Origin of the sequence: Nocardia sp. 852002-51101_SCH5132738, assembly GCF_001665695.1 — a bacterium.
GTDB classification, from domain to species: domain Bacteria; phylum Actinomycetota; class Actinomycetes; order Mycobacteriales; family Mycobacteriaceae; genus Nocardia; species Nocardia nova.
Genome location: NZ_LZML01000024.1, coordinates 21,240 through 44,420, shown reverse-complemented (window position 1 = coordinate 44,420; position 23,181 = coordinate 21,240). Strand labels below are relative to the sequence as shown.

Sequence of the window (23,181 nt, the reverse complement as noted above, 5' to 3'; positions counted from 1 at the left end):
ACGACTCAGTTGACCAACGATGATTGGGGGGCAGTTCGATGAGCGATCTCACCGCCGACCAGAGCGCGATCAGCGCGTTCGGGGCGACACATCAGAGCATCGGAACCGAAATCGCGGGAGCGGCCGATATGGACACCGCGACGCATGTAGCCGCGATGACGCCCGTTTTCGGGCTCATCGGCGCCGACTATCTGGCGATGTTCGCCGCCGCGCAGGTACTGCATTGCAGCGATGTCAACGACCTGTCGGCCAAATGTAATCACTTGGGGCAGTCCGCATTCGGCACCGTCGCGATCCTCGGCGACAACGACGGAGCCGCCGCCGGCGCCCTGGGCGCCATCGGCAACGCGATCGGAGGCTGATCGGTGCACACCATCGGTTCCGGAACAGACTCCGGCGTCATCGCCGCCCCGGCCGCACCCGCCGCCGACACCTCACCGATCGCGCCCGCCGCACCGGTATCCACCCCGGATCCCGTGCTGGCCTCGGCCGCACAGCAGGGCCCGATCACCGATATCCCGCTGCCGCAGCTGCCGCCGGATACGCCGCCCGCATCGGCGCCGGCCTTCACCACCGCACGGAAAGAGTTCGAGGACAACGGTTCCCACGGAGTCGGCGCTCCGCACCTGCCCGGCGGAGGTTCCGGCACCCCCGATGCCGGCGACGCCCATACCGGTGTGCTGGGCGACGCCGCGTCGCCGCTGCTCGGCGCGGGCCACGAGGCGCTGCATCAGGCCGCCGGAGCGCTCGGCGCAGTGCCCGGCGCGCAGCACGTGCTCGAGGGGGCCCAGGCCGCGCTGAACCAGGCGCCGGCCGCACTCGACGGTGCCGCCGGCGCGGTCCAGCAGGCCGGCGCCCCGGTCGCCGCGGCATTGCCGGCGAATCTGCCGCCGATGCCCGCCGATCCGGTGGCCGCGCTGATGAACGGTATGGCCCTGCCCGCGCTGCCGGGTATCGACGTGCTGTTCAAACCGTTCCTCGACCTGCTGTCGAGTTTCGGCACCGGTGTGATGGGGGCCCTGAATCCGGCCGATCTGCTCAGCCAGTCCTCACAGGTCATCCAGAGCGCCATGCAGATCGGCATGGGCGCGATGAAGTCGGTCGAGCAGGTCTGGCAGGGCCAGTCGGCCGGTAGCGCCCAGGCGGCGGGCCAACAGGTCCAGGCGCACGGTGAGGACGCCAGCCAGCGCGGCTTCGACATCTCGAAACTCACCGACGAGGCAGCGGCGGTGGTGCAGCGCGGCAACGTCCAGCTCACTCAGGTCGCCCAGTCGTTCGCGACTCAGGCCACCGCGCTCGCGCCGGTTGCCCTGACTCCGCCCGGTCAGGCCACGCTGATCGCCACGGCCACCGAATATCTCGGCCAGGCGGTCACGATCGTCAACGCCACCCGCGGCGAATTGGGCGGCTACACCGGCCAATTGGCGAATGTGGTCAACCAGCTCGCCGGCCAGTACGCGCCGCAGGCGGCCGATGCCGCCCAGGCGGTCGCGCAGAACGTCGGGCAGCCGATCGTGGAGCAGGCCCAGAATCTGCTGTCGGGCGGCGGCGCGGACACCCAGGCCGCCGGTCTCGGTGACCTGACCGGTTCCGGCCTGCCCGGGGCTTCGACGCATGCCAGCGCCTTCGGCGGTAACGGCGCGCACCCGGGTTCGATGAGCGGCAGTGGTGCCGGCGGCGGGCTGAGCGGTCTCATGGGCGGGCTCGGCGGCACCGCGTCCGGTGGCGGCGCAGCGGCCAAACCGGGCCTGGGCTCCTCGGTTCCGGGCGCCCGGCCGGGAATCCCCGGGATGCCGTTCGGTCCGGGCATGCCCGGAATGCCCGGCCAGGGCACGCCCGGTTCGGGTTTCATGGGCGGCGGCACACCGGCCGCCGGGCAGCGCAACTCCGACGACGAGCGCGGCCGCACGGTGCAGAACTACCAGAGCCTCACCGGCAACACCGACCTCACCGGCCCGCTGGGAGAGACCGCGCCCGAGGTCATCGGCCAGACCCATTCCGACGAGCTCATCAGCGATTACGAGAACGACCAGCTCTGATCGCCGCGGCGCGTCGGCCGAATCATGACCCGGAATGGCCCGGACCGTACGGTCCGGGCCATTCGTCGTCGGGAGCCGTACTTAGAACAGGTTCATTAGCCCGATCAGTGGCCGAACTCGGGACAACGCACTGCCTATCCCACTAGGATCGCCAGCACAACTAGAATCTGTTCTAGTTTCATATCGGCAACACCCGAGAGGACCACCGATGCGTTTCACCTACGCGGAGGCGATGACCGATCCGGCGCACTACGTACCGCTGGCACAGGCCGCCGAGGCGGCCGGATTCCACAGTATGACCATCGCCGACAGCGTCGCCTATCCCGCGGAGTCGGATTCGACCTACCCGTACACCCCGGACGGCAACCGGGAATTCCTCGACGGCAAACCGTTCATCGAGGCGTTCATCCTCTCCGCCGCGCTGGCGGCGGTGACCACCACGCTGCGGTTCACCCCCTTCGTGGTGAAACTGCCGATCCGCCCGCCGGTGCTGGTGGCCAAACAGGCCGCCTCGCTCGCCTACCTCAGCGGCAACCGCTTCTCGCTCGGAGTCGGCATCAGCCCGTGGCCCGAGGACTTCCAGATCATGGGGGTGCCGTTCGAGCGGCGCGGCAAGCGCATGGACGAATGCATCGAAATCGTGCGCGGCCTCTCGCGGGGCGAGTACTTCGAATACCACGGCGAGTTCTACGACATCCCGAAGATCAAGATCACCCCGGGTGCCACCGAACCGCTGCCGATCCTGGTCGGCGGCCACAGCGATGCCGCGTTGCGGCGCGCCGTGCGGCTGTGCGACGGCTGGATGCATGCCGGTGGCGATCCGGAGGATCTCGACCGCATGCTCGCCCGGCTGAACGAATTGCGTTCCGAGCGTGACGCGTCCACGCCGTTCGAGATTCATGCGGCCTCGCTGGACGCCTACACCACCGACGGCATCAAGCGGCTCGAGGACAAGGGCGTCACCGACGTGATCGTCGGCTTCCGCTACCCCTACGTCGCCGGCGACGACACCGAGCCGCTCGCGGACAAGATCGCGCATCTGGAGAAGTACGCGGAGAAGGTCATCGCCAAGGTGTGATCGGCGGCGCGAGCGGTCGATCGGCTCAGCCGCGCTTGGCGAAGCCGAGATCGATCACCGCCTCGCGCTCGGCCGCCAGCTCGGCAACGCTGAGATCGATACGCTCGCGCGAGAATTCGTCGATCTCCAGATCCGGCACGATCGAGTACTCGCCGCCGGCGCACGTCACGGGGAACGAACTGATGAGCCCCTCCGGCACCCCGTAGGAGCCGTCGGAGGGCACCGCCATCGACACCCAGTCACCGGCCGGCGTGCCCAGCACCCAATCGTGAATGTGGTCGATGGCCGCACTCGCCGCACTGGCCGCCGAGGACGCCCCGCGCGCGGCGATGATCGCCGTACCGCGCTGCTGGACGGTGGGAATGAAGCTCTCGCGCACCCAGGCCGGATCGTCGACCACGCGATCGGCCGGTTGCCCGCCGATCAGTGTGTGGCTGATATCCGGATACTGCGTCGCGGAGTGGTTGCCCCACACCGTCATTCGCGTGATCGAGGCGGCCGGGGCGCCACTGCGCGCGGCGAGTTGGGCGATGGCCCGGTTGTGGTCGAGCCGGGTCAACGCGGTGAAGCGCGCGGCCGGGACGTCGGGTGCGTTGCTCATCGCGATGAAGGCGTTGGTGTTGGCCGGATTTCCGACCACCAGCACCTTCACGTCGCCGGCCGCGCTGGCATTGATCGCCGCGCCCTGATCGGTGAAGATCGGCCCGTTGGCCGCCAGCAGATCCGAACGCTCCATCCCCGCGGTGCGCGGGCGGGCGCCGACCAGAACGGCGACCGAGGCGCCGTCGAATCCCACCCACGGATCGTCGCTGATATCGATCGAATCGAGCAGCGGGAAGGCACCGTCCTCGAGCTCCATCGCCACCCCCTCGACGGCGCCGACCGCCGCCGGAATCTCGAGCAACCGCAGCCGCACCGGCGTCTGCGGGCCGAGCATGGCGCCGGAGGCGATGCGGAACAGCAACCCGTAGGCGATCTGACCGGCGGCTCCGGTGACGGTGACGGTCACGGGCGTGCGGGTGGCATTGCTCACGACAACTCCTTGTTCACGAGAACTCGACGGTCGGCTTCGATCTTCACCCTAACGACCCTCACCGGCCGAAAGCCGGCACCGTGAGCAACCAGACAGCGCTAGCGCATCGGTACCGTCCCGCAACCGATTTCGATGATCCGCCCGGCGGTCTCGCCCGCCACTCACAGCACGGAGAAGGGGCGCCGCCCCTCCGGCGGCACCCCTTCTCGCGGTAGCTCAGATGCAGAATACGACACTGCCCAAGGGGACGCAGATCGCGACGGAACCGTCGATGTCGCTCGCCGTCGGAGAGGTGCCCGATGGGGTCGCGGCAGACGCGGCGGGGGCGACGACAGCACCGAGGGCCACTGCAATGGCGGCAACCGCGGCTGCTTTGCGGAATTTGATGGTATGCATGGCGAACCCTTCGTTCGAACTCTTCCGATCCTGAAAGACTTGCGACTCTCAGTGTTCGCTGCGCGCATCAGTATTTCCAGACATGAAAGAGTCAAACCCCGGACTTGCCGGATACCGGTGTGGTCACAGCCCCGGTCAGGAGCTGCGAATCACAATCGGCGGAGTAAGCCGAGAGGTTGCCCACCGGGGCAAATGCCGATTCGCCCTGTGCTGCTCCCGATCGGAACCCCGTTATCGAACCGTGACGGCATATCGTTCGCGCGGCGCTCCGAGCCGACGAATTTATGTCCGTTTCATACCGATCGCCGCTCAGGAAGCGATATCTCGGCTCAGTGTGGCGATGTCACTGTCGCTCAGCCGCACCGGCTGCACGATATCGCGCGCCCGCACCAGCTGCACCGCCCGATACAGCGGCCGCTCCTCCAGTCCGGCGTCCCGAGCCTCGGCCCGCAACTGTCCGACCAGCAATCCGGACAGCGCCAGCGCGGCGGCCAACTCGGTGGAGGAAAGCGCGTCGGCGAGCTTCCGCAATCCCAGGATGTGCAGTTCACGTCCGCTGCCGGCGTCGGTGTACATGGCTAGCGGCACGGTCTGGGTCCGGCCGCCCGCGGTGATCCGCAGCGCTATCCGGCTCAGCCGTCCCGGATACACGAGCACCTCGACACCCGTCGCCGCGGCGACGTCGAGCCGCCGTCGCCCCACCAGCGTCCGAGCCTCGATCACGGTGCCCGACAACCACATTCGCCGTCGCCGCACCGCCAGCGCGTAGATCGCCGTCGGCGCGCCGAGCACCGCGCCGACCACGACACCGGCCGGCCAGCTCACGACCAGCCCGACCACCACGCCGACGACGACACCCGCACCGATGGCACCCAGCGCCAGCCGCCGCAGCATCGGCGCGTACAGCTCCGGTGCGATGAGGTCGAGGCCGACCGGCTGCTGCGCCGCGGAATTCGCGTCGTTCACTAGGCCGCGCCGTACTACCGCTGCGCGCCCAGCGCCGCCGACACCTGCGCCACCACCTCGGCGAGCGGGATCTGGCGCTGCTCACCGGAGCCGAGATCCTTCAAGCCCACCTGTTCGTCGGCCAGGTCCCGGTCGCCGAGGACCAGCGCGAACGCCGCACCGGACCGGTCGGCGGCCTTCATCGCGCCCTTCACGCCACGCCCGCCATAGGCCAGGTCGACCCGGATCCCGGCCGCGCGCAGGTCGGCCGCGAGCACCACCAGCCGGGCCATCGCCGCCTCCCCGAGCGGCACCCCGAACACATCGACCCGCGCGGGTTCGCCCGCGGCCTTACCCTCGGCCTGCAACGCCAGCATGGTGCGGTCGACACCGAGCCCGAACCCGATCCCGGACAGCGGCTGGCCGCCCAGTTCCGCCATCAGCCCGTCGTAGCGCCCACCGCCGCCGATACCCGACTGCGCGCCCAGGCCGTCGTGCACGAATTCGAACGTGGTTTTGGTGTAGTAGTCCAGGCCGCGCACCATGCGGGGGTTGACCACATACGGCACGCCGAGCGCGTCCAGGTGGCCCAGCACCTGCTCGAAGTGCGCCTTCGCCGAGTCGGAGAGGTGGTCGAGCATCAGCGGCGCCTCGCCGGTGAGGGCGCGGACCTCCTTGCGCTTGTCGTCGAGCACCCGCAGCGGGTTGATCTCGGCGCGGCGGCGGGTCTCCTCGTCCAGCGGCAGGGCGAACAGGAACTCCTGGAGAAGTTCGCGATACTGCGGCCGGCAGGTCTCGTCGCCGAGCGAGGTGATCTCGAGCCGGAAGCCCTCGAGCCCCAGCGACCGGAAGCCCGCGTCGGCGATGGCGATCACCTCGGCGTCCAGCGCCGGATCGTCGACGCCGATCGCTTCCACGCCCACCTGCTGCAACTGCCGGTAACGTCCGGCCTGGGGCCGCTCGTAGCGGAAGAACGGGCCGGAATAGCACAGCTTGACCGGCAGCTGACCGCGGTCGAGGCCGTGTTCGATCACCGCCCGCATGACCCCGGCCGTACCCTCCGGCCGCAGGGTCACACTGCGTTCACCGCGGTCGGCGAAGGTGTACATCTCCTTGGTGACCACATCGGTCGATTCGCCCACACCGCGCGCGAACAGCGCGGTGTCCTCGAAGATCGGCAACTCCACATGTCCGTATCCGGCCAGTCGCGCCGCGTGCACGAGCCCGTCCCGTACGGCGACGAACTCCGCCGAGGTGGGCGGCACATAATCCGGAATCCCTTTCGGGGCGGTGAAGCTGCTGGTCTTGGTCACAATGGTCCAGTTTCCCCCACCCGGACGCGGCAAGTCCAACCGGTTCACCCAGCACGAGGCCGAGCAGCGCGATTGTACGGAACGATCCGGGGAAGTTAGGGGTCGTCTCAGGAAGTGATGGCACACTCTTATGCCGATACGCAACCGACACGGGAGGACCGGGTAGTGCCGACCAACGAACAGCGACGAGCGGCGGCCAAGCGCAAGCTGGAACGCCGACTGGAGCGACAGGCGCAGCGTGCGCGCAAGCGTAAGCAGCTGGCGATCGCCGGATCGGCGCTCGGTGTGGTCGTGGTCGTCGCGGCCGGCGTCGGGATCTACTACCTGACCCGCGGCGACGACACCGTGAACGCCGCGGCCAAGACCCCCGACGCCTCGCTCTCGTCCACCCCGCAGGCCGCTCCCCCGCCGGAGGCCAAGCCCAAGACCGCGACGGTGAGCTGCGCCTACACCGATGCCGGCCAGGCCGCCAAACCGGTGCACAAGCCCGAGCAGGCGGAGGTCTCGACCGCGGACTCGCCGAAGGTCGCCGTCGACACCAACCGGGGGCCGATCGGCATTTCGCTCAACGCCGGTGAATCGCCCTGCACGGTCAACAGTTTCGTCAGCCTGGTGCAGCAGAAGTTCTACGACGGCACCCCCTGCCACCGCCTGACCACCGGCGAGGGACTGAAGGTGCTGCAGTGCGGTGATCCGAGCGGTCAGGGCAACGGTGGGCCGGGTTATGCCTTCCCCAACGAGTACCCGACCGACCAATTCGCGCCCGGCGACCCCAACGCCCAGCGGGTTCCGGTGCAGTACAAGCGTGGTGTGGTGGCGATGGCCAACAGCGGCCCCGACACCAACGGCAGCCAGTTCTTCCTCGTCTACGGCGATTCCCAGCTGCCGCCGCAGTACACCATCTTCGGCACCGTCGACGAGGCCGGGCTGAAGACCCTCGACGCCATCGCCAAGGACGGCGTCGAGGACCCGTCGACCGGCGACGGCGCGCCGAAGCAGCCGGTCACGGTGAAGACGATGCAGCTGAGCTGATCCCCGGCGCGGGCCCGGATCCGCCTGCGATGGACCGGATCCGGGGTTAGGCTGCCCTGCTCCGCGCTGGTAACCTCATAGAACGGACAGCGCTGAAGGTGGGGCGCCGCCACCACGGATCGACCGTTCGTGTGGCGGAGTCCGATACGAAGCACCACAATCGTCCACAGAGACAACTGCAGCATCGGGGAGCAGGCAATGGCCGAGGAACTCGACGACATCGGCCGCGAGACAGCGGCTTTGATGAGGCAAATGTTGCAGCTTGCGACACTGGTCGCACTGCGCACCCGCGAACGTGGTCAGCGAGAAGCCGAAGCGCGCGTGAAGGTCACCCAGGAGCGGGTCAAGGAGACCCGGGAGCGGTTGCTGCGCGAGGCTCGCGAAGCCAAGGCGAAGGATCCGCGCAACCTGGAATTGGCCCGGATGCTCGAGCGGCCCGCCCTGGAACGCGGTATCTCGCTGGAGAAGGACCGCCTGGAACATTCCCGGGTGGCGCGCGGCGCCCGCACCGCCGAGCGGCAGAAGGCGCGTGAACGCGAACTGACCCGCTACGACTCCCCCGAGCGGCGCCAGGCCTTGGCCGCCCATCTGTCCCGCGTCGGGGTGGCGCCGGAATTGGCGGCCGTGCGCATGCTCATGGACGTCAGTCAGGCGCAGCCGCCGCAGGCCGCGGTCCGCACCCGGCCGGAGGAACCGCCGCGGGTCACCCGCGCGCGTGAACACGACGAGCGGATGCGCGAACGCGAACGCGGCCGCGATCGTTCTCGCTGACGAACCCGCTCACGACTGTGCCGCCGACCCGGAACGGGTGGCGGCACAGTCGTTTTCGGCGACGGTCGTTCTCGCGGAGACGGGTCGCGGATCAGCCCTTGTTCGGGTCGGCCTTGCTGGGTTCGCCGAACATGCCCTGCTGCGGCGGGGTGAGCGGGAGGGGGCTGAGCATATCCTTGTGGCCGTTGCGGACACTGCAGTATTTGAACGGCCCGCGCGGATCGAACAACCGCCCCATATGCGGGTCCGCGTGGTCGAGGAACCACACACTCATCCCCGTCTGCGGATCCTGGCGCAGGTACTCCCATGCGCGCCAGAGTGCTTCGAGGCGCATGGCCGCCTCGGCGTGCTTCCACCACTCGGGGCACCACACCGTATCGGTGAGGTCGGTGACCTGACGCCGGTAGACGAGGCTGAGGTAGTTCTCCACGAACTCGACCACGTTCGAGTAGATCATGTCCTGGGGCTGGTCGTTCACAGCGGGCGAACCTCCTCGGGCTGTCCGTAGGTCTCGGGCGGCTCACCGGGCATCGATCCGCCGTCGAGGACGGTCCGCTCACCCACGAGGTCGCTCATCGTGGTGCGACGCTGCGGATCATGCTGTTCGATCGACTTGCGCACCTCGGCAGCGTACTCCCCTTCCCACCACGGCACGGTCCGGACGAGCACCGCGGGCGCACCCGAGGAGAACACCACGGCCCGCCCGCGCGGCAGGGTTGCCAGCGCGTTCGCGTTGAGGGTCCGCGAGGAGCCCAGCGAACGCGAATAACTCTTGCCGCCTTTGGATTCCGAGACCGACGACGAGATGGAGTCGTAGTCGCCGATCGCCTCCGAACGGGCCGCCAGGAATGCCATATCGTCGACGCCGGGGCCGAGGACCTTGATATTGGCCGCCGCCCACAGCGCCTCCATACCGGCCTGACCCCAGCACCGCACGCCCTGCGCCCACGACTGCAGGACGGTCATCACGACGATGCCGCGAGATCCGAAGTGGCTGTACTGCTTCGGCAGATCCTTCCAGCGCACGATGTTGGCCGCCTCGTCGAGCACCGCGAGCAGCGGAATGGAGAGCCGGCCCATGTGTTCATGGGTCGCCTTACGCATCGCGACGTCGACGACCGCTTCGGTGAGGGCACTGACCAGCGGGCCGGCCGAACCGCGGCCCTCCAGCGACAGGCAGTACAGGGTTCCGTTGCGGTTCAGGAAGTCCCATTCATCGAACGCGTAGCGATCGGTGCCCGGCGTGACCCATTGGTGCACATTCGACAACTTCAGGCAGCGGACCATCTTCTTCGCCGTACCGAAGATGCTGTCACGGACCCGTTCGGAGGCGTTGTACTGCTGTGCCAGACCCGAGGCCACGTAATGGTGCCCGGCGGCGCGCAACAACTGGACGGATTCGGTGTCGCTCGGATCCGTCACCCAGTCCCATACCTGGGTGATCGACCGGTTGGCTACGGCGGCAGCGAGGAACATACCCGCCAGCAGATCTTCGGCCTCCGGGTCGAAGAAGCTGTCGGGGGTACCTTCGCCACCGTCGTCGGCGTCGGCGAAGTGACCTGCGAGTCGTGCCGCTCGCATCTCACATCCTTCGTGCCGGGCGTCCACCCAGCCCAGCGGATCCCAATACCAGAGGGCGTGCTCTTCACCCGCGACGCCCTGTGGGTCGAAGACGAACGTGCGAGAACCCTTGCTCTCCCGCACATCTCGGGTCGCGTCGACCACATCGCGCTTGTTGGAGGTGACGAGGACCGGGCCGATCGCCGACAGGATCGCCGGAATCACCCGCGCGGAGGTCTTACCCTGGCGGGGGCCCCAGATGTCGAGATGCAAATCCTCGTACGAACCGAACAGCATCACACCATCGATCACCCCGACACCGATCGGCACGCCGGGCGAATCCTCGTAGCCGAGCCGCACGCCCAGCTGCCGGGCCTTGTCCCGCACCCCGGCCTCGGTGAGTGCCGCGATCGCCCCGCCGCTCCCCATGTACTGGGCCTTGTCGTCAACCGGCAGTTTTCCGCGGCTGCGGCGCTTCTTCATCTCCCGCCGCATGAACACGATGCCGACGACGACGAGCACGACGAGCAGCACGATCACCGTGGAGGCGGTCGGCCACGTCAGTTGTCCCCGCGCGATCTTCGCGATGCAGGCGATCGGATTGATCGGCACGTCCTGGGGCACCGTCGACAGCTTGTTGCCCAGATGCAGTGCGCCCCAGAGGGTGCCGACCACCGCGAAACCGATGTAGATCAGATACAGCGCGAGGTCCGGTCCCGGATCGGCCGGGTCCTTCACCTTCTTCGCCATCTCGCCTCCTGGAATGACCGAGTATGTGGCTGCGGCTCAACGGAATCCGTCGAGCCGCCAGCCGTCGGGGGTGCGGACGACGGTGGCGATCACCGTCGTGGGGGGTAGCGTCTCGCGGGTACCGTCGGTGTGCACGGCGGTCTGCTCGATACCGATCTTGAACTGCTGGTGGTCCGAATCGCCGTTGCCCGGGGCCTGCTCGCCGGATGCGAAGGTGAACGCTTCCACGCGCACACCCGAACGCCCCCATTCGGCCCAGCGCAGCGTCGGTTTCGGAGTCTCCTCGCCCGGCGGTGCGTCGAGTGTGCGAAGCAGGCTGGGGCCCAGCCACTTCCGGGCCCGGGCGAGCGAGGCGCCCTGCGTCTCGGTGGCCGGATACCAGGTGAAGATCTCGCGCAGCGCGGCGACGGCGACGCCGTCGGGAGTGCCGGGATCCGGTGCCGGGGCGGCCTCGAGCTGACGCGGAGTCGACGTGGCCGCCGGTGGTTCGGCTCGTTCGGACCCGCCCGCGCAGCCGGACAGCAGTGCGACGCTCACCACCAGCATCACCACCAGGTTCGCGTAGACGGCCCGTCCCGTAGGTCGGCGGCCCGGCGCCCGGAACTCCGGACGCTGTCTCCAGATTATCGGTCCCGGTCGGTGCCGGGCGACTCCCGGCGATCCGGCGATCCCGGCGTGTCCCGATCGTCGTACCGTCACAACACCCTCCGTAACCGCGCGTCGCCGGGCACGGGCGCTTCGCTCACGCCCGAGGGGTCGGTGGAACGGATCATCCGGCCGTTGCCGGCGTAGATGCCGACCTCGGCCGGCCCGCGCACCCCGAAGCGGGAGAACACCAGATCGCCCGGCTGCGCGTTGCGCATCGGCACCTCGGCCCCCGCCTCCCACTGTTGTTCGGCGGTCTGCGGCAACGTCTTCGCGCCCGAGGACGCCGCGAACACCGCGGCCGAGGTCAGCCCCGGGCCGTCCAGTCCACCGCCGGTCGGCCCCTGCGGGCCACCGCCGCCCCACACGTACGGCGTGCCCATCCACTGCTGGGCCGCGGCGAGGATATCGGCGCCCGCCGAACCGTGACCGGGCTGGAATCGGCCCATCGACCCCGGCGCCCGGTACTGCGCCTCCATCGCGAGGATATTCGTGACGTAGGGCCGGGTTTCGGAGAAGTGCGCGGCCACCTGATTGGGCATCCCGCCCGAGGCGAGGACCGCACCCTCGCCGGCGTTGTAGGCGGCCAGCGACAGCGGCACCACATCACCGTGCACCTTGCCCTCGCCGATCCACCGCTCGACCTGATGGGCGATCGAACACATGTAGCGCCCCTGAGCGATGATCGCGTCGCCGTCGTCCCACAGACTGGTCTCCCCGTTGCCGTCCGCGTCGAGCAGATACGGCCGCCCGTCGTCGGGATCGGTGGCCCGCGCTGTGGTGGGCAGGAATTGAGCCAGTCCCTCGGCGCCGGCGGGCGAGGTGAGCCCGCGCTGGAATCCCGATTCCTGACGGCCCTGCGCGGCCAGCACCGAGGCGGTGATCTCCGGGCACAGCGAACCCGCACGGCGATACCAGATTTCGAGCTCCGGCGGCACCTTGCCGTCGGCGAGCGCGCCGCCGGCGCTGCCGAATCCGCGGCTGCACAGCGGGTTCGTCGAATACGGGAAGGCGCCACCGGCATTGGGTGTCAGCGCGCCGTCGAGCCACGGCAGCGGATCGATCTGACGCCCGCCGGTCAGGCGCCCGCCGGGCACGATCTCGAAATGCAGATGCGGACCGGAGGATTCGCCCGCCGACCCGACCGCGCCGATCTCCTCACCGGCCCGCACCCGCTGCCCGACCCGCACCTTCACCCCGCTCGCCCACTCGTGGCCGTAGACGGCGGAGAAGGGACGGCCGTTGACGTCGACGGAGTCGATCACGATCCAGTTGCCGAAGCCGGAGGCGGGACCGGCGGCGACGACGACGCCGTCCGCCACCGAGAACTCCGGGGTGCCGTCCGGTGCGGCCAGATCCACACCGAGATGGGTGCCTCCGCGCGCACCGAAGGTGTCCGACACCGTGAAGGATCCGCCCGGCAGCGGCCAGGTGCGCCGGATCGGCGCGATCCCCGCGGCCAGCGAGGGCGCGCCGGTCGCACTCGGATTCGCCTGTGCCGCAGGGATATCGGCGGCACTGGTGGAGGCGGAGGTGGAGCCGCGCGGGTCCGTCGTGGCGGTCGGTGTGGTGGAGCCCGACTCCGGCGCCCCCGCTGCCCACGGCGCGCCGGAGGTGTCCGGCAGGCCGGAACCGGGCGCGGTCGGCTGATCGGCGCACGGATCCTCCGAGGAGGGCAACACGATCACCACCACGAGGGTGATCAGAGAGACGACACCGCCGAGGACGAGGGCGGTGAGGGTTTTCGCGTTCACCGCGCACCCGTCATGTCGCGCGGCGGGTTTCGTTCAGGGTTTCCACCAGGGTGCGATTCATTTCCGCCGCGGCCGCCAACTGCTGCTGCAGCAGCGCCACTTTGCGGCGCAGGGCCACCGCGTCCATCCGTTCCAGGCTGGGCCCCTCCGCGGCACGCACCCAGTTGCGCACCGAATTGGTGTGCACGCCGATCTGTTCGGCGACGACCCGGCAGGCCTCCGACTCGCTGCGCAGTTTGTCGGTCAGCGCGACGACCTGCTCCACCGCCGCCTTCCGCACCTGCGGCGACACTCTTCGGTATGACCTGTGCGGCATCACGCGGCACTCCCCTCGTCGCCCCGCCGGGCCGTGGATTCGGTGAATTCGCTGAAACGCTGGTTGGTCTCGTGGATTCCGCTCTCTTTTTCCGACACGGTGAACTCCATATGGAACGGGATGCCGGGGCGGCGATCCTCACCGATCTTGAGCAGGAACTTTCCGGTGCCGGGCGCGGGCGGTCGGGCCTGGCCGGGTTTGAGCGCCTCGCCGGTCAGCGCCTGCGGGGCCGACCAGCTGGTGACCATCTCCTCCTCGGCGGAGGTGAACGGGATCGTCGAGTCCAGGCGGCTGATCTCCTCGGGCGGCAGCGCACCGAAGATCTTGGCGCGCGCGCGTTCCAGGAAGCCCAGCGCCTTGGCGATCGCGGCCTCGGATCCGAGCGACTGCAGGTCCTTGATGGTGTGGCTGATCATGATCAGCGAGGTCGCCATGCCGCGCTGCAGACGGGTCAGTTCGTCGACGCGGTCGACCATGAAGTCGCCCAGTCCCAGCACCTGCCACAGCTCGTCCATGACGACCTGGAAGTAGCGCTGTGGTCCCAGTTTGCCGTCGGCGAGGACGTGCGCGGCCTCCACCGAGGCGAAGCCGTCGGCCCAGCAGGCCAGCATCACACCGGCTTTGAGCTTCTTGTCCCCGGTCGGGATGTGCGAGACGTCGATGCAGACCGCCACCGAGGAGGTGTCGATCGGTGTCGTGGTCTGACCGTTGAAGACCGCGCCGAACGGTCCCTGGGTCAGTGCGCGCAGCGACCGCCGCAGCCCCTTGGTGGCCTCGTGGTATTCCTCGGCGTTGTCGGCGCCGGCATCGAGCATCAGCTCCTGGCCGCCGCCGACCACCACCTCGAGCAGATCCTCCATGATCGGCGGCGATTCCGGAGCGAAGCCGCTGCCCTCGCGGTACAGGATGCGCAGCGCCGTGGAGATCAACGTCTCCTCGTAGTCGCGCACGCGGGCGCCGCGCACGAGTTCCACCAGACCCGCGATCAACGTGACCTGGCGGGCCCGCAATTCCTGGGTCACCTGCAGTTGCAGTGCGGGCAGGTCGTCCAGCAGCGGCACGATCGAGCCGAGCACACCACCGGCGAGCGGATTCAGTTTGCCGTGGCCGTAGCCGAGGTCGATGACCTGGCCGCCGACCATCTCCACCAGCTTGCGGTAGTCGGGTTTCACATCGGCCAGGATCAGCGGCGTGATGCCCTGGGCCACACCGCCGAGCACGATGCGGCGCACCAGCGACGACTTACCGAAACCGTTGAGCCCCAGCACGAACAGGCTCGGGGCGGTGATGAAACTGCCGCGCATGAACCAGTTCATCGGGTCGAAGCACACCGGCGCGCCGGTGTGCAGATGCGAGCCGAGCGGGGTGCCGATCAGCGGGGCGCCGGCGCCCACCGACCACGGCCACAGTCCGGCGACCTGCGCGGTGGTGGCCCGGTATTCGACCGGGCGGCCCACCACGTTCATCCGGCCGCCGCCGGGGCCGACATAGCCGCGATCGGTCAATTGCGCCGTGCCGCGGTCGAATCCGTCCTCGACGACCGATTCGATGCGGGCCGCGGCGTTGACGCGGCGCAGGTCGTCGGTGCGAATCCGGAACGCCGCCCAGGCGGCGCGCAATCCGGCGCCCTCGCGGGCCACCGCCTCCAGCCGCGCCCGGGCCGCGTCGTCGAGCAGAGGCGGGCCCTGATTCTTCTTCTTGACCGGTTTACTGCGCCGATCCCGCCGATTGCCCGCTTCGGCGTCGGCACGAGCGGTCCGCGAAAGCTGTTCGTAGGACGCCATTTTGGAGCCGTTGCGATCACGGAGCGTGCGCTGTCCCCGGCCGGATCGCCGCGCGGGCGCTTCCGTCCGGCGGCGCGACGACCCCGAATTGTATTCGGTGCGCGTACTCCGCCGCGGCGCCGGCTCGTAGTCGCCGGTCATGTAGCGCCCTCCGCGCGTCTCGGGCGATACCTGGTCGAATCCGGCCGGCAGCTCGGCCGAGTGCGGGGTGCCATGCGCATAGGAAATCTCTCGATCGTCGGACCGGTCCTCCGGCCCGCTCACCCGGCGCCGGGTGCGGGCACCGGCCGAATTGTCGTGCGGCGCATCGTGGTCGGCGACGCGGGACGCGGACGCGGTGTCGCCGCCGGAGCGTGCCGCGGTCCGGTCGTCGGCGGCGGCGCCGTCCGCCGCACCGGCTCGACCGCTCGCGCGGGTGCGCGCGGACCCGGTGCGGTCCGTGGAGGCGTCCCGCTCGGCCTCCTCGGCACGAGCGGCGCGGTCGCCGTCCACGAGGTCCGCACCCTGGTCCGGTGAGTCGTGGTCGCTCGGCGCCGGGCGCGTCGCGGTCGGCGAGTCCGCATCTCCGGGCGGTGGCGGAACCGCTCCGGCCGCGCTCCCGTCCCGCCCGGACTCCTCGGCCGTGCCGGCCCCTTGCTGTCGAAGGCCGCTCGCTGTCGTCGGCGTCACCGTATCGCGCTCGGCGCCATGGCTTTCACGGTCCGCGCTGTCCTCCGCGCCCACGACCCGGCGACCGGCTCGCGGCGTCGCCGTGCGGGTCGTCGCGACGTCGTCGCGCGTCTCGTCGTTCTCGGACAGGGTCGTTCGCGGTGCCGCGTCACCGTTCGATCCGGTATCACGGCCCGGGTGCGTGCTCGACCGGTCGATGTCCCGGCCACCGTAGGACCGGTTGCGCGCCGACTCCGATGTCGACCGGCCGCCCCGGTTCCGCTCGGACTCCACCCCATCCCCGCCCGCACGGCCGCGGGCGCCGCCCGCATCGCCGGTCCCGCGGCGGTTCCCGTCGCGCCCGGCCGATCCGTCTCGGTCGCCGTCCGCCGGACGACGACGCCCCGGCTCCGACTCGGCCCGCCGCATCGCACGGTCGCCCCCGGCGGATCCGGGCCTCGCCGCATCGTCACCGCGCCGCCGCGGACTTCCCGAGCCTCGCTCGCCGGAGATCGGGTCACTGCCCGAACCACGGTGCGGCGCACCGCCGCTCACGTCCGGTTCGGGTGCCGGGCGACGCTCGGTCTCCCGCCGGGGAGCCGTTCCTCGGGTGCGTCCCGAACCGTCCGCGCCGGCATCCGTGCGCGAGTGCCCCGTCGCGCGCCCACCGCGTTCCTGGGGCGCGGCGGCGTCCGGTCGGGTGCGCTCACCCTCCTCGCGTCGTGCTCGCCGGCGCGCCGGGCGCAGCGGTACGTCGTCCCAATCGGCAGGTGCGCCACCGTATTCCGAGCGGGGCAGGCCGGGCGCGTAGGCCTCGATGCCCCATTCGTCGTCGTGGCCCGTGCGCGTGCGCGGCCGGGCCTGGACCGGGTTCTCCGGATCCACCACCCGTTCGCTGTAGCGCGGTGGTTCGCCCCGGTAGCGAACCGGCGGCTCGTGCTCACCTGCCATCTGCGCTCACCCCGCCAATGCCTTGGGAATACTCGCGTGTTCCGGCAGGATCACCCCGCAGCCGAGTGAGGCCGCGAAGGCCGCCGCCTGGTAGCGGTAGCAACGCCGGATCTTCAACCGGGCCTGTGTGGACAGGTCGCGGGTAATGGCTTCGATCCGCGGCAGATCACCGCGCAGCGGTTCGGTGATGGTGACGAGCGCACCGAATCGGGTCACGCCGTGACCGCGCGCCTGTTCCTCACGCGCCTGCTGGGTGGCGCCCACCCGCAGCGTCGCCGAGGCGGAGACCACGCCCCGTTCGCTCTGCTGCGCGACCAGCGCGTTCTTGTAGTCGTCGTCCACGATCTCGGCGGCGTCGGCGGCCGAATGCGGACGGTAGACGATCGCGATCCGCTTGCGCGGGACCTCCGGATTCGGTGCCAGCAGGCGCTGCAGCACCCGCTCGTCGACCGCGCCCTCGGGTGCGGCGTCCATCTCCCAGGTGACCGAGCGGCCGCCGTCGTGGATGAACTGATCCCAGCGTTCCTCGTGCGAGATCGGGCCCGCGTCGGCCCAATCCAGCCCGTGCCCGCCGATCTCGCCGGCGGCCACTTCTAGATCGGCCTGCGCGGCCGGGTCGTAGCTGCGACGGATGAACGAGATCACCTCGTCGGCCGACATCGGCTGCGCCCGCACGCCCGCTTCGGCCAGCGCCGCGCAGATCCCCGGCAGCCGGCGACCGATCTCGACGGCCTCCTCGGCCGGATTCTTGCGTCGCTCGGCGGTGGTGGCCTTGAACGTGATCGCCACGCGCGGCAGCAGTTGCACGCGCTCCTGCGGCAATTCGGTCGCCAGCTCGTACATCACCTGCTGCGCCAGCGCCGGCGATTCCGGCCGGGTGATGGTGGAAACCTCGGTGAGCAAACGGTTTCCGGTCTCCGGCACGGTATCGATCACCGGAACCACCGCGACGATGTCGGAGGTCTGGCCCAGCGAGGCCAGGAAGGTTCCCCAGGCGGACACCCACCGATCGATCACCGGCTGGTCGACCGCCTCGTGTCCCTGCGGCCAAGCCCGGAGCACGACCGTGTACTGCGCGAATTGCGGCAGGTGGATCATGCCGAAGCTGTAGCCGCCGGCGTCGATTCCCTCGTACAGCCGCGAGGGCGCCATCAGTCCGGGCAGGCGCGCGACGCCGCCGGGGATGCGGGAGAACCGGCCGCCGCGATAGACGTGCTCGCCCTTGCTGCGGCCGCGCAACCAATGGAACATCATCAATCCCGTCTCGTAACCGGAGCGGCCCCCCGTCCGCCACACCAGTGGAACCATCACGACCACACCGATGATCGCGACGAACAGCGCCGGTTTCGGCCCGGCGACCAGCGCCGTCATCAGGGCGGTGATGACGACGACGAAGCCGAGCACCGTCTCCCCCCAGCGCAACCCGAAAAGGCCTGCGCTGCGGGGCTTCTGCCACAGCCCGTACGAGCGGCGCTCGTAGGTGTCGGTCGTCGTCATCGCGGGATGGTGCTCCTGCCGAGGTCGGGTGCGCGGTTGGTCCAGCGGTCACCGGCGATATCGCCCATGGCTTCGTCGGCGCGGTTGAGGTGCGCGCCCGCGGCCCGGGCCGTCGCGATGTTGTTCATGGCTCGCGACGCGCCGGATGGTACCGCCGCGGCACCGCCGGGTGCGCGTGGACTCGCGGGCGCCTGCTGACCCCCGCCACCGCCGCCGGGGCGCGGGCCGCGCGGCGGAACGGGCCGGGGACTGCCGCCGCGACCGGTACCGCCGGGCGGACGCTGACCTCCGTTGCGCCCCACATATCCCGGCGCTCCCGCCGCCGCCTGGGTGCGCACGCCGACCGCCTTGGTACCCACCGCGCCCAGTGCGGCTGCTCCCAGCAGCACCGCTCCGGTGGCGCCCAGGCCGGATCCACCGCTGCCGGCGATCGCCACCGCCGGGGTGACCAGCCGCATCAGCGCGGGCAGGACGAAGGCGACACTGCACAGCAGTACGATCGCGACCAGCATCCGCTGCGCCTGGTCGGCGTCCGGCAGACCCGAGGTCGGAGTCGTCGAGTTGGTGTCACCGGCGGTGACGAAGGCGATCATGTAGACGATCGCGGCCACCGGTTTCCACAGCATGAACGCGATGATCCAGCCGATCAGCTTCGGATACGCCTGGCGGCCGGTACTGGTGCCCGACGCCGCCGCGGCCAGCGGCAACACACCCGCGGCCACCACCAGCATGCCCTGGCGCACGATAGCCAGCACGATCTGCGCCAGCGCGCCGAGCAGGCCGACGATCGCGATGATCAGCACCAGGCCGGGCGAAAAGGCTTGCAGCTTGGAGGTTTTCACCATCAACTCGGCGAGGCTGCGAGCATTGCCGTTGGTGGCGTCCTCGATCACCCACTGCGAGAAGCGGTCCGATGCCTGCGTACCCGCGACCACCACCGCACCCAGCATCCAGGAGCTGAAGACCACGCGGGCGAACATCCGGAACGATTCCGCGGCCTCGCTCAGTGCCGCACCGCGTCTGGCTTCGGCGAGTCTGGCGCCGGACAGGATCACCGACACGATCAGCAGCAGAATCTGCGCTTGATAGGTGTAGTCGTTGATCTTCTGGAACAGCGCTCCTCCGTCGCTGATGCGATCGTTGGGCACCTTCATCCAGAAGGTGAGCGCCAGGATCAGCGCCTCGCCCAGACCGTTCATCAACGAGTCGACCACCTTGCCGAAGGTGGAATCCCACGCCTTGTCCTTCACCGCGTTCGCGGCGTCACCGGGATGGGTGGCGGCGTTGCCGGCCTTGCACGCCGCGGAGGCGGCGTCGCCGAGCGATACGCCGGGCAAGCCCAGACCGTCGAGATCGTCGTGAATCTCGTTACAGGTCTGGTCGAATCCGTAGGTCTGCCCGTAGGCCACCGTCGGGGTCGCGATCATGACGGTGAACACGACCGCGAGGATCGTGACGATGCGCCTCACCATGAGATCCACTCCTCGATGCGTCGCAGGGAATCGATCCGGACCATCGGCTGACTCTCGTGCCTTTCTCGAAAACGCTGTGCTCACCATCGGGTCCACCCCTGCAGGGTGTCGACGTATTCACTCGGCGTGGCTCTGGTGTCGGTGGGTTTGAGTCGCCAATCCCCGTTGTCCCACACCATGATCAGCCGGATCGCCGCCCACACCTGCTTGCCGTCGTTGTTCGGCCCGCGGGCGGCCAGCCGCACGATCGCCATATCGTCGGCGTAGTTCTCGATCTGGAACGCATCGGGTGCGACAAGGTACTTGGTGATCCGCGCCGGCTGCTGATCGGGCAGCTTGCCGTCACCGCGCGCCTTGTCGTAGGCCGCGATCTGCTGGGCCGAGACCCGCACCTGGCGCACGTACAGATCCCGGTCGCCGGGCCGCGCGTTGAGCCGATAGGTGATCTGCGCCGCCGCCAATGCCGCCCCCTGCGGTGTGTGGGAATAGCCGACGGCCAGCCCCTTGTCGTCGATCCGGGTCGGACCGTCGCTGGTGGAGAACGGCACCGAGGCGCCGTAGACCCGCTGCCAGCCGCGCGGTTCGGTGGTGCCGGCGGGTGCCGCGGTCAGCCAGTCCGAATCCGACGAGCTGTGCTGCTGCGCGGAATTCTGCGGAAGCGGTTGTCCCGCAGGGTTGTTGGGAATATCGACTCGCCGGCCGAACAGATCCGTATCGGGTCCGGCGAATCCGGTCGCGCCCGAGCCCGCGACGGGCGAGGGCGGCGGATCCGCTTTCCGGGCGCCGGAAGAGGAGGTGTCGCGGCCGACGTAGACGAAGACGCCGACGATCACGATCAGGGCGATCACGGCAGCGGAGACGATGACGCCGAAGGAGACGCCGCTGCGCTCGTCGTAGGTGTCCTTGTTACTCATACCGTCACCTCCCGTCGCAGGTCGTCGTCGAATGTCGTTTCGTCGAATGTTGTTGTCGCCGTGGTGTCGTCGGCGTGCATACGGAAATCTGTCACCGGCTCACGCAGGAAGCAGGGTCAATGCGATCGCACTCGCCGAACTGGCCACGATGGCGCCGAGCAGGCTCATCACGATGCCGTGCGAGGCGTCGTTGACGGCCATGTCGTCGCGCATCGCCGACCACAGCCGGCCCGCGGAGATGATCATCCAGGCCAGGCACAGCAACAGCACGCACCACAGTAACCAGTTGATCAGTTGCATGATCGGTTCGATCACGTCCGCGGGCATCTGCTTGTAGGCCAGCACGATCGCGGCGCCCCTCACGATCCGATGACTGCGTTCATGATCGTGCCCGCACTGGTGGCGACGATGCCGCCGATCATGGCGCCCGCCACCATCTTCGGCGATTCCAGGCCGCCACCGGTCCACTTCTCCCAGGCGAAGCGGCCACCGGCGTAGGTGATGCCCAAGATGCCCGACAGCAGCACGAACCACGTGAAGTAGCGCACCAGTTTCATGAGCTTGTCGGCGGCCGGCGGCGTCTCGGGTGTCGGATTCCCGACCTGAGCGAGAACAACGCCGTACGTCTCGTGTACAGCGGCCAGGATGGTACTCATCGAGCGTCCTTCTCAATAGGTGATCGGAATACAAAGCCGGGTACCGGAGGTACACCGTCGGAAACAGCTGTCGGCGTGTTCGCGGCAGCACAACGTCCGGGCACGATCATCGTTGCTCCTCCTGTTGCGAACCGGCGCCGACCGTCTCCCGCACGAGGTCGACGATGCTCATTCCCAGCGCGTCCACCTCGTGCGGAACTTCTTGCAGCGGATCGAGTTTGCGTTTGCGCTGCTGTGGCGGCGGGTCGCTGGGCGACCACACCGGCAGCTGATCGGGTTCGACCAGCGTCCACTCCTCGATCCAGGGCATCTGCCACACCTCCCCGGCCAATGCGCCGACCACATCGCGGTAGCGCCGGATCTCGGCCGGGATCCGGCCCGGGCGCGCGGCCACGGTCACCAGGCCCAGCACCTCGCTCGGCCCCGCGAGCCCGGCCCGGTGCTGGCGCAGCAGATCATGGGCGCGGGTCAGCCCGGCGATGGTCTCGCGGGCGACCAGCACCACGAAAGGTGATTCGCGTTCGAACACACCGGGCCAGCGCCGGTGCGAATCCGCCGCAGGCGCAAGCACATGCGCGAGGGTACTGGCTCCGGCGCCGCCGTGCACCCCCAGCAACCACACCAGCGGCGCACGTCCGGCGCCCGGTACCGGACGGTCCCAGATGGGTGCGCGACGAGACTCCGCCGGTGCGACAACGCCTGCCGCAGGCGGGTTTTCGGAAGAGCGAGGTTCCTTCATGGCCGCGGTCATGATGCCATCCCGCTGAGCAGCCGCCGGTACGCCCTCCGGGTTTCGGCATCGAGTGCGTTGTGGCGCACCAGCTCTCCGCGCGCCAGGTGGGTGTCGTACGGGATCTCGCGGATGTCGCGCACCCAGCCGGTGAGGTGTTCGCGCAGATGGTCGGCCACCCGAGAGTTGTTGCCGGGCAATTGATGTGAGATCACGATGGTGGTGTCACCCACTATGCCGCCACCCTGCCCCTCGGCGTGACCGCCGAATTCGTCGTCGAGCCATTCCAGCGTGACCCGCAAACGATTGGCGGCGTCGGCACGCGCCGGAATCGACAGCACCAGAGCCACTTCCGCGTCCTCGAGCAGCGGCCGCAGCTGACGGGCGGCGATCGGGCTGCCGCCGTCGTACACCGGCGTGTACCCGGCGTCGGCGACGGCCCGGGCCACCGTCAGATACGTGGCGCGGCGGCGCAACGGGGAGGCGTCGCGCCACAGCAGGCCGATACCGGAGCTCGCTTGCGAGAGACATTCCTTCAGCGGCGCCGGTTCGTCGTCACCGCGGCCGTACAGCCACTGCTGCAGACTGATCGGGCTCAGATGTTCGTCGGCGCCGCGCAGGGCCAGATCGCTGCCGGCCACGGTGGCGTCGACGGCGACGGCCGCCGCCTCCGCGCCCAGTTCACCCGCGAGTCCCAGTGCGGTGGTGGTGGTTCCGGCGCCACCGCAGCCGCCAACGACCAGGATCGGACGCGGCAGGCCGCCGCCCTCGCCGTCGTCACGCCGCCCCTTGCGTAACCGGACCACCGGCGCCCGTCCACGCGGTCGCGAGCCCGCCGCGACGTCCGCGTCGGACGTCTCGTCGAGCCATCGGCTCCAGTCCTGTCCCATCTCAGCT

At 69.4% G+C, this 23,181-nt stretch carries 22 protein-coding genes; 5 read left to right on the top strand and 17 right to left on the bottom strand.

The genetic code is table 11. The features are described 5' to 3' along the window. Positions 1-38: 38 nt before the first annotated feature. From A5789_RS03290 to A5789_RS03280, 3 genes are all read left to right on the top strand, one after another. Positions 39-362 (top strand): type VII secretion target, encoded by a 324-nt coding sequence (locus tag A5789_RS03290; protein WP_030513950.1) that lies wholly within the window; start codon positions 39-41, stop codon positions 360-362. 3 nt (positions 363-365) lie between these two features. Further along, positions 366-2,039, top strand: a complete 1,674-nt coding sequence (locus tag A5789_RS38350; RefSeq protein WP_104365099.1) for a hypothetical protein — start codon at positions 366-368, stop codon at positions 2,037-2,039. Positions 2,040-2,247: 208 nt separating this feature from the next. After that, positions 2,248-3,117 (top strand): TIGR03619 family F420-dependent LLM class oxidoreductase, encoded by an 870-nt coding sequence (locus A5789_RS03280; RefSeq protein ID WP_063014369.1) that lies wholly within the window; start codon positions 2,248-2,250, stop codon positions 3,115-3,117. A gap of 25 nt (positions 3,118-3,142) precedes the next feature. On the opposite strand, the gene A5789_RS03275 is transcribed toward A5789_RS03280, so the two are convergent. The 4 genes from A5789_RS03275 to hisS all read right to left on the bottom strand — a co-directional run bounded on the left by A5789_RS03275 (position 3,143) and on the right by hisS (position 6,804). Beyond that, positions 3,143-4,150: a malate dehydrogenase gene (locus A5789_RS03275; RefSeq protein WP_063019259.1), complete on the bottom strand. Its 1,008-nt coding sequence runs from the start codon at positions 4,148-4,150 to the stop codon at positions 3,143-3,145. A 216-nt stretch (positions 4,151-4,366) separates the two neighbouring features. Next, entirely contained in the window at positions 4,367-4,546 is a 180-nt protein-coding gene (locus tag A5789_RS03270; RefSeq protein ID WP_063019260.1) for a hypothetical protein, read from the bottom strand. A gap of 309 nt (positions 4,547-4,855) precedes the next feature. Next, the gene (locus tag A5789_RS03265) at positions 4,856-5,512 is read right to left on the bottom strand and encodes a hypothetical protein (RefSeq protein ID WP_063019261.1); all 657 of its coding nucleotides are present in this window, start codon (positions 5,510-5,512) and stop codon (positions 4,856-4,858) included. Positions 5,513-5,526: 14 nt separating this feature from the next. After that, positions 5,527-6,804 carry a histidine--tRNA ligase gene (gene hisS, locus A5789_RS03260; protein ID WP_064902610.1) on the bottom strand — a complete coding sequence of 426 codons (1,278 nt, stop codon included), beginning with the start codon at positions 6,802-6,804 and terminating at the stop codon, positions 5,527-5,529. A 165-nt stretch (positions 6,805-6,969) separates the two neighbouring features. Between hisS and A5789_RS03255 the strand changes: the two genes are divergently transcribed. After that, positions 6,970-7,836: a peptidylprolyl isomerase gene (locus A5789_RS03255; protein ID WP_064902609.1), complete on the top strand. Its 867-nt coding sequence runs from the start codon at positions 6,970-6,972 to the stop codon at positions 7,834-7,836. A 198-nt stretch (positions 7,837-8,034) separates the two neighbouring features. Further along, positions 8,035-8,607, top strand: a complete 573-nt coding sequence (locus A5789_RS03250) for a hypothetical protein (protein ID WP_063019267.1) — start codon at positions 8,035-8,037, stop codon at positions 8,605-8,607. A 91-nt stretch (positions 8,608-8,698) separates the two neighbouring features. Here A5789_RS03250 and A5789_RS03245 read toward each other — a convergent pair whose 3' ends face one another. The 13 genes from A5789_RS03245 to A5789_RS03185 all read right to left on the bottom strand — a co-directional run bounded on the left by A5789_RS03245 (position 8,699) and on the right by A5789_RS03185 (position 23,174). Then, on the bottom strand, positions 8,699-9,085 hold the full coding sequence (locus tag A5789_RS03245; protein WP_227463134.1) for a DUF4913 domain-containing protein: 387 nt from the start codon (positions 9,083-9,085) through the stop codon (positions 8,699-8,701). Continuing rightward, positions 9,082-10,917 carry a type IV secretory system conjugative DNA transfer family protein gene (locus tag A5789_RS03240; RefSeq protein WP_063019269.1) on the bottom strand — a complete coding sequence of 612 codons (1,836 nt, stop codon included), beginning with the start codon at positions 10,915-10,917 and terminating at the stop codon, positions 9,082-9,084. The genes A5789_RS03245 and A5789_RS03240 overlap by 4 nt, the downstream gene beginning before the upstream one ends. A gap of 36 nt (positions 10,918-10,953) precedes the next feature. Next, the gene (locus A5789_RS03235) at positions 10,954-11,463 is read right to left on the bottom strand and encodes a hypothetical protein (RefSeq protein WP_082940443.1); all 510 of its coding nucleotides are present in this window, start codon (positions 11,461-11,463) and stop codon (positions 10,954-10,956) included. Positions 11,464-11,612: 149 nt separating this feature from the next. Next, entirely contained in the window at positions 11,613-13,316 is a 1,704-nt protein-coding gene (locus A5789_RS03230) for a peptidoglycan DD-metalloendopeptidase family protein (protein ID WP_064902607.1), read from the bottom strand. A 10-nt stretch (positions 13,317-13,326) separates the two neighbouring features. Next, positions 13,327-13,596 (bottom strand): transposase, encoded by a 270-nt coding sequence (locus A5789_RS03225; RefSeq protein ID WP_227463133.1) that lies wholly within the window; start codon positions 13,594-13,596, stop codon positions 13,327-13,329. Between the two features lie 35 nt (positions 13,597-13,631). Then, positions 13,632-17,015 carry a hypothetical protein gene (locus A5789_RS37610; RefSeq protein WP_227463132.1) on the bottom strand — a complete coding sequence of 1,128 codons (3,384 nt, stop codon included), beginning with the start codon at positions 17,013-17,015 and terminating at the stop codon, positions 13,632-13,634. Positions 17,016-17,021: 6 nt separating this feature from the next. Then, entirely contained in the window at positions 17,022-18,512 is a 1,491-nt protein-coding gene (locus A5789_RS03215) for an SCO6880 family protein (RefSeq protein WP_030513935.1), read from the bottom strand. Further along, on the bottom strand, positions 18,509-19,984 hold the full coding sequence (locus A5789_RS03210) for a hypothetical protein (RefSeq protein ID WP_030513934.1): 1,476 nt from the start codon (positions 19,982-19,984) through the stop codon (positions 18,509-18,511). Before A5789_RS03210 ends, A5789_RS03215 begins: the two co-directional genes overlap by 4 nt. Before the next feature lie 80 nt (positions 19,985-20,064). Then, the gene (locus A5789_RS03205; protein WP_064902606.1) at positions 20,065-20,898 is read right to left on the bottom strand and encodes a hypothetical protein; all 834 of its coding nucleotides are present in this window, start codon (positions 20,896-20,898) and stop codon (positions 20,065-20,067) included. Between the two features lie 99 nt (positions 20,899-20,997). After that, positions 20,998-21,261, bottom strand: coding sequence for a hypothetical protein (locus tag A5789_RS03200; RefSeq protein WP_308248237.1), 264 nt, complete (start codon positions 21,259-21,261; stop codon positions 20,998-21,000). Next, a complete protein-coding gene (locus A5789_RS03195; RefSeq protein WP_030513931.1) occupies positions 21,258-21,554 on the bottom strand; it encodes a hypothetical protein in 297 nt (98 codons plus the stop codon). The genes A5789_RS03200 and A5789_RS03195 overlap by 4 nt, the downstream gene beginning before the upstream one ends. A gap of 106 nt (positions 21,555-21,660) precedes the next feature. After that, positions 21,661-22,305, bottom strand: coding sequence for a hypothetical protein (locus tag A5789_RS03190; protein ID WP_030513930.1), 645 nt, complete (start codon positions 22,303-22,305; stop codon positions 21,661-21,663). Further along, a complete protein-coding gene (locus tag A5789_RS03185; RefSeq protein WP_030513929.1) occupies positions 22,302-23,174 on the bottom strand; it encodes a hypothetical protein in 873 nt (290 codons plus the stop codon). The genes A5789_RS03190 and A5789_RS03185 overlap by 4 nt, the downstream gene beginning before the upstream one ends. Between the last annotated feature and the right edge of the window lie 7 nt (positions 23,175-23,181).